This is a genomic window from Streptomyces sp. NPDC021562 (assembly GCF_040640875.1).
In the GTDB taxonomy this organism is placed as follows: domain Bacteria; phylum Actinomycetota; class Actinomycetes; order Streptomycetales; family Streptomycetaceae; genus Streptomyces.
Genome location: NZ_JBFACN010000033.1, coordinates 30421 through 42111 on the forward strand (window position 1 = coordinate 30421; position 11691 = coordinate 42111).

General features: G+C 69.8%; 9 protein-coding genes. 3 read left to right on the forward strand and 6 right to left on the reverse strand.

Going from position 1 to position 11691, the window contains the following annotated elements; all coding sequences use genetic code 11:
- Positions 1-5 precede the first annotated feature (5 nt).
- The 5 genes from uidA to AB0G52_RS35440 form a co-directional block, all read right to left on the reverse strand.
- On the reverse strand, positions 6-1799 hold the full coding sequence (gene uidA, locus AB0G52_RS35420) for a beta-glucuronidase (RefSeq protein WP_361342411.1): 1794 nt from the start codon (positions 1797-1799) through the stop codon (positions 6-8).
- Between the two features lie 109 nt (positions 1800-1908).
- Entirely contained in the window at positions 1909-2751 is an 843-nt protein-coding gene (locus AB0G52_RS35425) for an ATP-binding cassette domain-containing protein (protein WP_361342414.1), read from the reverse strand.
- Positions 2748-4520 carry a dipeptide/oligopeptide/nickel ABC transporter permease/ATP-binding protein gene (locus AB0G52_RS35430; protein WP_361342417.1) on the reverse strand — a complete coding sequence of 591 codons (1773 nt, stop codon included), beginning with the start codon at positions 4518-4520 and terminating at the stop codon, positions 2748-2750. The genes AB0G52_RS35425 and AB0G52_RS35430 overlap by 4 nt, the downstream gene beginning before the upstream one ends.
- Entirely contained in the window at positions 4517-5461 is a 945-nt protein-coding gene (locus tag AB0G52_RS35435; protein WP_132891721.1) for an ABC transporter permease, read from the reverse strand. The genes AB0G52_RS35430 and AB0G52_RS35435 overlap by 4 nt, the downstream gene beginning before the upstream one ends.
- Before the next feature lie 6 nt (positions 5462-5467).
- Positions 5468-7048 carry an ABC transporter substrate-binding protein gene (locus tag AB0G52_RS35440; RefSeq protein WP_361342420.1) on the reverse strand — a complete coding sequence of 527 codons (1581 nt, stop codon included), beginning with the start codon at positions 7046-7048 and terminating at the stop codon, positions 5468-5470.
- 382 nt (positions 7049-7430) lie between these two features.
- Between AB0G52_RS35440 and AB0G52_RS35445 the strand changes: the two genes are divergently transcribed.
- The gene (locus tag AB0G52_RS35445) at positions 7431-8036 is read left to right on the forward strand and encodes a TetR/AcrR family transcriptional regulator (RefSeq protein WP_207921855.1); all 606 of its coding nucleotides are present in this window, start codon (positions 7431-7433) and stop codon (positions 8034-8036) included.
- An 89-nt stretch (positions 8037-8125) separates the two neighbouring features.
- Here the strand turns inward: AB0G52_RS35445 and AB0G52_RS35450 are convergent, their stop codons facing one another.
- Positions 8126-8752 carry a TetR/AcrR family transcriptional regulator gene (locus AB0G52_RS35450; protein ID WP_132891724.1) on the reverse strand — a complete coding sequence of 209 codons (627 nt, stop codon included), beginning with the start codon at positions 8750-8752 and terminating at the stop codon, positions 8126-8128.
- 213 nt (positions 8753-8965) lie between these two features.
- Between AB0G52_RS35450 and AB0G52_RS35455 the strand changes: the two genes are divergently transcribed.
- Together AB0G52_RS35455 and AB0G52_RS35460 are read left to right on the forward strand one after the other, a co-directional pair.
- Positions 8966-10201: a family 1 glycosylhydrolase gene (locus AB0G52_RS35455; RefSeq protein ID WP_361342424.1), complete on the forward strand. Its 1236-nt coding sequence runs from the start codon at positions 8966-8968 to the stop codon at positions 10199-10201.
- Positions 10202-10328: 127 nt separating this feature from the next.
- Positions 10329-11660 (forward strand): MFS transporter, encoded by a 1332-nt coding sequence (locus AB0G52_RS35460; RefSeq protein ID WP_361342427.1) that lies wholly within the window; start codon positions 10329-10331, stop codon positions 11658-11660.
- Positions 11661-11691 lie beyond the last annotated feature (31 nt).

An 11691-nucleotide genomic window follows, 5' to 3' on the forward strand; every position in this document is an offset into this window, starting at 1 on the left:
GCCCCTCAGTTCTCGCTCGACGGCTTGCGGCCGCCCAGACCGCGCCACCGGCGCCGTAGCTCGTACGCGGCCGCCTTGGGTTTGCGGTCCCGGGTGAACACGCCCTTGCGGTTGCCGTCGACGCGGTGGATGCCGTGGGAGGTCTGGAAGTCGGCGAAGTTCCAGACCTGTTCGCCGACGACCGCCTCGATCCGGTCGAACGCACGGTGGCTGGCCGCCAGGTACGCCGCCTGGTACTCCTCGGTCCAGGGCTGGTCCCACACCGAGTGCAAGCCGGGCAGCGTGTCGGCGCCGTACTCGCTCATGAGCAGCGGCCTGCCGAACTTCTCGGCCCAGCCCCGCAGATCGCCTTCCATGTACTGCTCGGCCGTCCTCAGGTCACCGGTCGCGATGTACCAGCCGTAGTACCGGTTGACGCAGATGACGTCGAAGAGGTCGGCGATCCGGTCGTTGTCCGAGGTGGCGAACATGACGGCGGTGTAGGTGACGGGGCGGGTGGGGTCGAGCTTGCGGGTGAGTTCGACGAGGGGCTCGAAGTACTCCCGGGCGCCCTCCTCGTTGGAGGACGGCTCGTTGGCGATGCACCACATGACGACGCTCGGGTGGTTCTTGTCGCGGGCGATCAGCTCCCGGATGGCCTGCGCGTGGGCGTCGCGGGTGGCGTCGTGGAAGGTCTCGGGCGAGAAGGTGGGCCGCGGCGGGGTGCCGAGGAGGCCGGCCTCGACGGCGAGGTTCAGACCGACGGCCGCCGTCTCGTCGATCACGACGATGCCGTGCCGGTCGGCGAAGTCCATCACCTCGTCCGCGTACGGGTAGTGCGCGGTGCGGAAGGAGTTGGCGCCGGTCCACTCCATCAGCTGAAAGTCGTGGACCAGGTAGGCGTTGTCGTGGCCCTTGCCGCGTACGGCGGTGTCCTCGTGTTTGCCGAAGCCGGTGAAGTAGAACGGCTCGCCGTTGACGAGGAACTGCGTGCCGCGCACCTCGACGGTCCGGACCCCGAACGGCAGGGCATAGGTGTCGCGTATCTCGTCACCGTCGACGATCTCGGCGACCAGCTCGTACAGGCAGGCGGCGCCGGGCCGCCACGGCGTCACGTCCTCGATGCGCAGCGTGCCGCTCGCGCCGTCGCCGGCGCAGACCTCGGCTCCCGCGGCGTCGAGCACCCGCACGCGTACGGTGGCGGCCTCGCTCGTCCCGACCTCGTACTCGACCGTGCCCGTGGTGCTGTCGAGGCCGGTCACGACGGTGATGTCCGCGATGTGCACGGCCGGGACGCTGTAGAGCCACACGGACCGGGCGAGACCCGCGTAGTTGTAGAAGTCGTGCAGGTAGGTCTGCTTGCGGCAGCCCGTCTGGTCGACGGTGATCCGGCCGGGCGGGATCGTGGTGGTGGTCAGTTCGTTGTTCACACCGACCGTCAGCCTGAACTCCGCTCCGGCGCGTACGCGCTCGGTGATGTCGGCCTCGAACGGTGTGTACCCGCCGACGTGTTCCGCGACCAGGACGTCGTCCACGTACACCCGGCCTTCATGGGTGGCGGCGTCGACGCGCAGGACCACGCGTTCACCGTCCCAGCCGCGCGGCACGCGCACCGTGCGCTGGTACCAGACCCAGCCGACGTGGTCACGGATCGCGCTGTCGGTGAACAGGTCGTTGTAGCTGGCGGGTACGGGCGCTTCGAGCGGGGTGTCGAGCGGGCCGGCCCAGGGGCTCTCGCCGACGGTGGCGGCGGTGGCGAACTTCCACAGTCCGTCTAGGTTCACGAGTTCACGGGTGGCGGTCGGTCGGGGCTTCAGCATGGGGGCCTTTCTGAATGTCGAAACGGATTGCGGTTTTCGTGCGGTGACCCGCCGGGCGGGCGTCGGCCGGACCGGCCCGATGCGCCACTTCCCGCGCGAGGCGGACCGCTCACGCCGCCTTGTCCCGCTCGGCCGCGGCCAGGCGGTGGCGCTCGGCGCGACGTCTGCGCTGTTCCGCCGGGTCGGCGACCGGCGCGGCGAGCAACAGCTGCTGCGTGTAGGGGTGTTCGGGCGTGGACGTGACGGGGCCCGCCGCCCCGGTCTCCACGACGTCGCCGCGGTAGATGACGCTCACCCGGTGACTCACCTGCCGGATCACGGCGAGGTCGTGCGAGATGAACAGATACGCGACCGAGGTACGGCGCTGGATGTCGACGAACAGGTCGAGCACCCGGGCCTGCGTGGACAGGTCGAGCGCCGACACGGGTTCGTCGCAGACGATCAGCCGCGGCCCCGGCGCCAGGGCGCGGGCGATGGCGACCCGCTGGCGCTGGCCCCCGCTGAACTCACGGGGCAGCCGCTCGGTGGCGTCCTTCGCCAGTCCCACCTGGTCGAGCAGTTCCGCCACCCGCGCACGGGCCTCGCGTGGCGCAATGCCCTGCACCACCAGCGGCTCGCTGAGGATGTCGCCGATGGTGAGGGCCGGGTTGAGGGAGGTGTACGGGTCCTGGAAGACCACTTGCAGATCGCGGGCGAGCGCCCGCCGCTGCCGGCCCGCGGCGTGGGTGATGTCCTGGCCCAGGAAGCGCACGGTGCCGCCGCTGGGGGCGGCGAGACCGAGCACGGCCCGGCCGATGGTCGTCTTGCCCGAGCCGGACTCGCCGACGATCCCGAGGGTCTCCCCCGCTGCCACGGACAGGGACACGCCGTGCAGCACCTCGTTGGGCCTGGCCCTGAATCCGCGTCCGGGATAGGTGACCCGCAGGTCGCTCACGTCGAGCAGTGCCGTCATCGCAGCTCCGTCCCGAGCACGTCGGCGGTGGCGACCGGCGGGTCGGTGCGCAGCGTGTTCTCGTCGAGGATGGAATCGAGGAGCATCCGCGTGTACGGATGCCGGGGTGCCCGGAAGAGCTCGGCGGTGTCGCCGGTCTCGACGACCGTGCCGCTGCGCATGACGGCCACCCGGCCGCAGATGTCGGCGACCACACCGAGGTTGTGGGTCACGAGGAGCACCGCCATGTTCAGTTCCTTCTGAAGGTCGCGCAGCAGGTCGAGGATCTCGGCCTGCACCGTGACGTCCAGCGCGGTGGTGGGTTCGTCCGCGATGAGCAGCAGCGGCCGGCTCGCGATGGCACCGGCGATGAGGACGCGTTGCGCCATGCCGCCGGAAATCTGGTGCGGATAGCAGCGGAAGGTGCGTTCGGGGTCGGGGATGCCGACCTTGCGCAGCAGGTGGAGCACCTGGCCGCGGGCTTCCTTGCGGGTCGTCGGGGAGGTGGCGCAGGCCCGTACGCCCTCGACGAGTTGGGCGCCCACCGTGCAGGACGGGTCGAGGTTCGACATCGGCTCCTGGGGCACGTACGCGATGGATCTGCCGCGTACGGTGCGCAGTTCGCGTTCGCCGAGCCCGAGCAGCTCCCGGCCGTCGAGGCGGATCGATCCCCGGGTGATCACCGCTTCGGACGGCAGGACGCCGAGTGCGGCGAACGCGGTCTGGGTCTTGCCCGAGCCCGACTCACCGACGAGGCCGACCGTCTCCCCCGCCTCCACCGCGAGCGTGACGCCGCTGACGACCTCCTTCAGTTCGCCGGCCGGTGTCGGGTAGGCGATGGCCAGGTCGTCGATGGTCAGGAGCCCGGAGACGGCCGGCGCGGCCGGGGCCCCGCCGAGGGCGGGTCTGACCGCCGGAGCGGTGATCTTCGACGGCTTGGGGCGGCCGCCTTCGAGGGCGTCGCGCAGCGAGTTGCCGAGGAGGACGAGCGAGGCGGTGATGACGCCGAGCCCGAGGCTGGGCCACAGGAACTGCATCGGCTCTTCGTAGAGGTTGGTGAACCCCTCGCTGATCATCGCACCGAAGCTGGGCACGGTGCTCTCGCCGACGCCGAGGAAGGCCAGACCGGACTGGACGGCGATGGCGGAACCGGCGAGGAACGCGGAGGCGATGATGACCGGTCCGCGGACCACGGTGAACACATGGCGGCGCAGGATGCGCCGGTCGGGCAGACCGGCGACGCGGGCCGCGTCGACGTACAGCTCGTTCTTGACGCCGACGACGATGTTGCGCACCAGGCGGTAGATCCCCGGGGAGAGCAGCACGCCGAAGACGACCATGGTGATCCGGAAGTCGCCCTTGGTCACCGGCATCAGGACGATGAGGAGCAGCAGCCCCGGGAACGTCATGACGAGGTTGAAGACCCAGTCGGTGACAGCGCGGATCCGTCGTCCGAAGTACCCGCCGACGAGCCCGGACGTCACGCCGATCGTCAGGGCGATGCCGGCGCCGATGAGGGCCGAGACGACACTGGTGTTGATGGAGTTCAGGAGCCTGGCGAAGATGTCGCGGCCGGTCTTGTCGCCGCCCAGGAGGTAACCGTGTTCGCCGACATGGGCGTTGACCGCGTCGAGGTTCACCTGGTTGGGGCCGTGTGCGGTGAGGACCGGTGTGAGCAGCCCCATCAGGACGATGAGGAGCAGCAGGCCGGCGCTGACGACGGCCTGGGGGTCCTTGCGGAGGCGGCGCATCGGTGACCGCCGCACGGGCGGAGTGATCCCTGTGCTCAATGGACCGTCCTCGCCTTCGGGTTGAGCCAGCCGTTGACGAGGTCGACGACCAGGTTGACGATCACCACGAGCAGGACGCCGAAGAGGCCGATGCCCATGATGATCGGGACGTCGCCCTGAAGTGAGGCGTTGAAGGCGTACTGGCCGAAGCCGGGGAGCGCGAAGACCTGCTCGATGATCAGTGCGCCGCCGAGCATCTGGATGAACTCCAGGGACAGCACGGTCAGGGCCGGCCCGGCGGCGTTGCGCAGGGCGTGGCGCAGCACGATGGAGCGGGTCGGGATACCGCGGGTGCGCAGGGTGCGGACGTAGTCCTTGCGCAGCTCCCCGATCATGGCACCGCGGATCTGCGCGGTGAGGCTCGCGATGCCGCCCGTCATGAGGGCCACGACGGGGATGGCGATCGAGGCCGCCCAGCGGCCGGGGTTCTCGGCGAAGGGTGTGTAGCCGGTCGCCGGGAAGATGTGCAGCTTGATGGCGAGGACGTACACGAGCGCGATGGCGATCAGGAGGTTGGGGATCAGGTAGCCGACCATTGAGGCGCCCTGCGCGATCCGGTCGACGACGCCGCCGCGGGTGGCGGCGGTCACGCCGAGCATGACGCTGAGGACGCAGGTCAGCAGGAGCGCCACCACGACGATCGACAGCGTTACGCCGAGTCGGGCAGTGATCGCGGTGCGGACGGGTTCGCTGGTGAAGTAGGACGCCCCGAAGTCGCCGCGGACCGCGTGCGAGAGCCAGTCGAGGTACTGGGTGACCAGTGGTCGGTCGAGGCCCATCGCGGCCTTCTGGGCGGCCAGTTGTCCCGGTGTGGCATCGCCTCCGACCAGCGTGCGGACCACGTCGTCGAAGGAGATGCTCAGCAGCAGATAGGTGATCACGGTCACCAGGACCGCGAGGACGAGCCCCGCGGTCAGGCGACGCACCACGTAGAGGATCATGGCCGTTCAGCCCCTGGACTCGGCGGGGCCGAACTGCCGGATGGTCGACAGGGTCGAGGAGCCGTTCCCGAGGTAGGCGATGCCCTTCTTGGTGGCCCAGTCGCTGCCGATGTGGAACAGCGGCGCGTTCCATGCCTGTTCGACGCCGAACCTGCTGATCTCCTTGTAGATGACGGCGGCCTTCTGCGGGTCGAGTTCCTTGTCCGCCCTGTTGAGCAGGGCGGTCAGCGTGGGGTCGGTGGAGCGGAAGACGTTCTTCGAGCCGGCGGGGCTGAAGAAGGTGCGGGTCTCGATGGGCGCCACGTTGAGGCCCTCGACCACCAGGAACATGGGGTACTTGCGCGAGAGCAGCGCGGACAGGCTCTGCTGCGCGGGCACCGGCTCCCACGTGACCTTGATCCCGATGTCGCCGAGCGCCTGCGTGATGGCCGGCTCGAACTGCTTGGAGTAGACGAGGCTCGGCATCGTCACCGAGAAGCCGTCGGCGTATCCGGCCTCGGCGAGCAGCTTCTTGGCCCCGGCCGGGTCGTAGGCGTACGTCCTGTCGAGTGCGGGGTCGTTGGCCGCCCCCTCGGGGTTGAACAGCTGCTCGGTCGGCTTGCCCGAACCCATCAACAACTGCTTGACCATCTTGTCCCGGTCGAAGGCCATGTTGATGGCCTTGCGGACCCGGACATCGCCCAGCGCTTTCAGTCTGCTGCCCGCCCGGTCCGCGAGAATGAGGCTCGCGCCCGCCGTGGCGTCCACATGCGTGACGTCGAAGCCCGCGGCCTTGATGGCGCTGACCTGGGAGACGTCGATCGTGCCGACGTTGGTCTCGCCGGCCTTCAGGGCGTTCGCCACCGCGGTCGGGTCGCTGATCACCCGGATCTTGACCGTCTTGAACGGGTACGCCTTGGCGTTCCAGTAATCGGAGCGGCGGTTGAGGACGTAGACCGCGCCGTTGACCGTCGCCTTCGTGTCGAGGGTGTACGGGCCTGAGCCGACGGGATCGAGCGCGGAGGACTTGCTCGCCATCGTCTTCGGGTCGCCGATGACGCCGGGCGCGGTGGACAGGACGGGGAGGAGTCCGCCGTCGGGCCGCTTCAGCTTGATCACCACGGTGCTCGCGTCGGGAGCCTCGACGGAGTCCACGCTGGCGAGCGCGGCCTGGCTCTGGCCTGGCGTCCTGAGCGTCCGCTCCATGGTGGCCTTCACCGCGGCGGAGTCTACTTTCGCGCCCGAACTGAACGTCAGGTCACCGCGGAGCTTCAAGGTCAGCGTGCGTGCGTCGTCCGAGTACTTCCAGCTGCGCGCGGCGCCGGGCTTCAGCTGGCCGCTGTTGTCCTGGCTGAGGAGCGTGTCGTACAGGGCGTCCCAGACGTAGGTCTGCTGGCCCTCGATCAGCTGCGCGGGGTCGAAGGAATTGGGCGTGCCGAAGATGGAGAGCGCCAGGGTCTGGCTGCCGGCACCGGTGCCCGAGGAGTCGCTCGACTCGCCGGAACAGGCCGATGCGGCCAGCAGGACGGCGACGGCGCCGAGGGCGGTCGCGGCTCGGGCACGGGGAGCGTGCGGGGCGTGCGGGGAAAGCGAGGGTCGGATGCGCATGGAGGGATTCCTTCGTCCGGGAATCGGGGGAGCCGAGGCCTGAGTCACTGCGTCGTGCCATGCGTGAAGCCGGGAACGGAGCCGGGAGTGGGGGCGCTGCGGCGGATACGGGGCCGCCGGAGCCGCGATCGTGCCAACAGTTACCACGCGGTTGGTTTTCGCCGTGAACGTAAGGCCGGAGGCGCAAGTCCGGGAAGCCTGTCGGCCGGCTTCGTAACCAGAGCGTTATCTGATGCCCGACCGCCCTCGGGTGGCACCCCGCGATCCCGTACGGGATCACTCGCGTCGCTTGCGCTCCGGCTCGATGCTGGCCAGACTCCCTGCGGACACCAATTCCGACCACTCGGTAGGGATTCACAGTCGACCGGAGAGGAATCGCCACGTGACGCAGCCGAAGGGCCGGGGTCCGTACGCCAAGACGGCCGCCAGGCGGGCGGAGATCATCCGGGCCGCGCGGGACAGCTTCGCGGAGCACGGATTCACCGAGGCCTCCCTGCGCGACATCGCCGAGCGGGCCGGCATCACCCACGCCGGCCTGCTGCACCACTTCGCCACCAAGGACGACCTGCTCTCCGAGGTGCTCGCGGAGCGCGACTCGCAGGAGTGGCAGTACGGCCAGTCACAGGTCTCCGACATGGACGAACTCGCCCCCTACCTGGCCGACGTGCTGCGCCACCACCAGAAGGCACCTGAGCTCATGCGGCTGTGGATCGAACTCGCCGCCGCCTCCTCACGGCCGGACCATCCCGCGCACGACTACTTCGTGCGCCGCTACGAACTGAGCCGCGACAACTTCACCGAGGGCATGCGCCTCCAGGAGCAACGCGGCCAACTCCCCCCAGGCCTCGCCCCCGAACACGCCGCCGTCCTGCTGCAAGCGGTGCTCAACGGCCTGCAACTTCAGTGGCTGCTCGACGACGACCTCGACATCGTCGGCCCGATGCGGGCCTTCATGCAGCTGACCTCCCAAAGGACCGACACGCCATGACGACGCACGGCACGCTCAAGCGCCTCGCCGCGCTCGGGCAGGGCGGGTCGGCGGGTGGCCTGACGGCGCCCTGACCGGCCCCGGACGTGCTACTCCGCGGCTGCGTCAGGCCGCTCGTCCTGCGCGGGCTCGATCACCGTCCGCATGAAGATCTCCAGCAGGCGCAGCACGTCCTGCGTCGGGTCGAGCAGCGCCTGCACCCTGAGGCCGTCGAGCATGGCGAGCACCATGACGACCTTCTCGTCCGCCGTCAGATCGGCGCTGGCGTAGGCGGTGCGCAGGGTGCCGTTGCGGAACCGGGTCCGCATCCGCTCACGCCGGGTCAGGAAGTAGTCGTGCGCGGGGTGGTCGGGGTTGGTCGCCGCGATCGCCAGAGACATCCAGTTGCGCTGGAGTTCCGGGTCCGCGAACTCGTCGGCGAGCACCGCGCCCAGGACGGCGGGTCCCTCCGTGCCGGCTTCGATGATCCGCGCCGCGGCCTCCTCCTCGTCCGCCTCCCGTTGCGCCAGTGCGGCCAGGAGCAGTTCCTCCTTGCCCGAGAAGTGCCGCAACAGCGCCGCATGGGTCACACCGGCCCGCGCCGCGATGTCCCGCAGGGAGGCGCGCTCGTAACCGTGCTCGGCGAAGCCCGCGAGCGCCGCGCGCACGATCCCCGTGCGGCGGGCCGGTGTCGTCGCGTACTGCCCCCGCCGACCCCTGCCGGTGGTGGGAGTCATGGTGCCTCCTGCTCCGTGGACGAACTTCCGTCGGGCTTCCGTCAGGGGGTTGCCCTCCGGTGTCGCCCGGAGTTTAATCATCGCGAAATGTTTCCACAGTGGTTACATTCTGATCGGTCGCCGAGCGCGTCGCCCACACCCGAGTGAGGCGCCTGCCCGACCTCCTCTCTCCTTTCCTCGCCCTCGGTACGCCCGCACCCGAAGGATCCCCCGATGACCGCCAAGCCCGAGAACACCCGCTTCCTCTGGGGAGCGTCCACCGCCCCGCACCAGATCGAGGGCAACAACATCAACAGCGACTGGTGGCAGCGCGAAGGGCAGGTGCCCGGTCTCGAACGCAGCGGCGACGCGTGCGACAGCTACCACCGCTACGAGGAAGACATGCGGCTGCTCGCGGACGCCGGGCTCAACGCGTACCGCTTCGGCGTCGAGTGGGCCCGTGTCGAACCGGTGCCGGGCGAGTTCTCCCGCGCCGAGCTCGCGCACTACCGCCGCATGATCGACAAGGCGCTCGAACTCGGCCTCACCCCGGTGGTCACCCTGCACCACTTCACCAACCCGGCCTGGTTCCCCGCGGAAGGCGGCTGGCTCGGTGAGCGCGGGATCGACCGGTTCGTCTCGTACGTCGAGCGGGTCTGCTCCATCCTCGGTGACGTCCCGTACGTGGCCACCATGAACGAGCCCAACATGCTCGCGATGATGATGACCATGGAGCGGCAGATGCTCCAGCAGACGCGGCAGGCGCGGGCCGAGGCGAAGACCGAGGGGGACGAGGTCTGGCAGAGTCCGACCGTCGACAACGACTTCCGCCCGAAGCTGCCGGCCCCCGACCCGGCCATCGGCGATGTCCTGGTCAAGGCGCATCACGCCGTACGGGACATCGTGCGCGGCCGCACCGGCGCCGCCGTCGGATGGACGGTCGCGAACCGCGCCTTCGTCGCCCGCCCCGGCGCCGAGGAGAAGCTGACCGAGCTCGAACACGTCTGGGAGAACCTCTACCTGGAGGCCGCCCGCGGCGACGACTTCATCGGCGTCCAGTCGTACTCCAGTCAGTGGATCGGCGAGGACGGCATCGAGCCGCACCCGCAGCTCCCCGACAACACCCAGGTCGGCACGGCGTACCGGCCCGACTCCCTCGGCATGGCCGTCCGGCACACCTGGGACGTCACCGGCGGTGTGCCGATCCTCGTGACCGAGAACGGCATCGCCACCGAGGACGACACCCGCCGTATCGCCTACACGCGCAGTGCCCTCGAGGGCCTGTTCGCCGCGGCGGAAGACGGCATCGACGTCCGCGGCTACCTGCACTGGACCGCCCTGGACAACTACGAGTGGGGCCACTGGGAGCCGAAGTTCGGCCTGATCGCCGTGGACCGCGAGACCTTCGAGCGCCGGCCGAAGCCCAGCCTCGCCTGGCTCGGTGGCGTGGCCCGCCGCGGCCGCCCCTGATCACCAGGAAACGCCCAGGGCCGGCGCGCACCTCGCCCCGCTCCCTTTCCGCCCACGCCGTACCGTCTTCTGCCCCTCCCACCCCTTTGACGCATCGTCACACCAGAAATCTCATGACGGAGCCACCGTGCACGACGAATCCCCGCCCGCCGCGCAGGCGGACGCAGCCTTGGGAGCGCAGCCGCCCGCCGCCGCGCCCGCGCAGGCCACCGCGGAACCCGGGCCGCCGCTGAGGCCGGTCGGCCGGACGTACCTCTTCTGGATCCTGGCCGCCAACTTCGGCGTCGGCATGGCGTACATCCTGCCCCTGTCGTACACCTTGGCCCTCCGCCTCGATGAACTCGCCCCGGGACGCGAAGAGATTCTCGGCTACGTCACCGGCACCGCCCAGGCGGTCTTCCTCGTCGCCAGTCCGCTGCTCGGGATGTGGAGCGACCGGCTACGCAGGAGGGTCGGCCGTCGCCGCCCGTTCCTGGTCGGCGGCAGCGTCCTCGGACTGCTCGCCCTCGTCGGTATCGCCGCGGCACCGAATCCCCTGCTCATCGGCGCCGGCTGGGTGGCCGCGATGCTCGGCTGGGCGACCGCGTCCCAGGCCATCCTCACCTTGCAGGCCGAACGCATCCCCGAGGAACAGCGCGGCAAGGTCTCGGGACTGACCGGGCTCACCGGACAGATCGGTCCCGTCGTCGGCATCGCGGTCGCCTCGATCCTGCCCAGCACGTTCCTCGTCTTCGTCCTGCCCGGTGTGCTCGGCCTCGCCCTGGCGGCCGCCTTCGCCCTGCGCGGCTCCGAGCCCGACTCCCGACCGCTGGTCGCGGCCACACGCGTCTCCGGCAAGGAGATCCTCTCGAGCTACGTCTTCGACCCGCGTCGCCATCCCGACTTCGGCTGGAACTGGCTCGGCCGCTTCATCTTCTTCATGGGGCTCTACTTCAACACCACCTTCGCCACCTTCTTCTACGCCCAGCGGCTGGACCTCCCGGTGAAGGAGGTCGCGGGCACCGTGGCCGTGGTCGGTCTGCTCGGCCTGGTCGCGGCGACGACCGGCGCGGTCGGCGGCGGGTTCCTGTCGGACAAGCTCGGCCGCCGCAGACTGTTCACCCTGATCGGCTCCTGCGTGTTCGTGGCCGGGGCCCTCGTGGAGGCCTCCGCCCACTCGCTGCCCCTGCTCATGGTCGGCTCGGTGCTCATGCAGCTGTCCATCGCGTTGTTCAGCGCCGTCGACCAGGCGATCGTGATGGCCGTGCTGCCCAGCCGCGCGGAGGCCGGCCGGTACATGGCCGTGGTCGCCTTCTCACAGAAGATCCCGAGTGCGCTCGCCCCGATCGTCGCCCCACTGATCATCACCGTCGGCGCCTCCGGCGACACCAGGAACTACACCGCGCTCTATCTGACGGGCGCGGTGTTCGCGCTGGTGGGCGGCTTGATCGTCTTCACGCGCGTACGTTCCGTGCGCTGAGATTCCTCGCTGCGCTCCATCCTCCCCGCTC

What these genes read in the sequence shown, in the direction of transcription:
- AB0G52_RS35455 (WP_361342424.1), top strand. Translation starts at nt 8,966, where the DNA reads ATGACCGCCAAGCCCGAGAACACCCGCTTCCTCTGGGGAGCGTCCACC.
- AB0G52_RS35440 (WP_361342420.1), bottom strand. Translation starts at nt 7,048, where the DNA reads ATGCGCATCCGACCCTCGCTTTCCCCGCACGCCCCGCACGCTCCCCGT.
- AB0G52_RS35435 (WP_132891721.1), bottom strand. Translation starts at nt 5,461, where the DNA reads ATGATCCTCTACGTGGTGCGTCGCCTGACCGCGGGGCTCGTCCTCGCG.
- AB0G52_RS35425 (WP_361342414.1), bottom strand. Translation starts at nt 2,751, where the DNA reads ATGACGGCACTGCTCGACGTGAGCGACCTGCGGGTCACCTATCCCGGA.
- AB0G52_RS35450 (WP_132891724.1), bottom strand. Translation starts at nt 8,752, where the DNA reads ATGACTCCCACCACCGGCAGGGGTCGGCGGGGGCAGTACGCGACGACA.
- uidA (WP_361342411.1), bottom strand. Translation starts at nt 1,799, where the DNA reads ATGCTGAAGCCCCGACCGACCGCCACCCGTGAACTCGTGAACCTAGAC.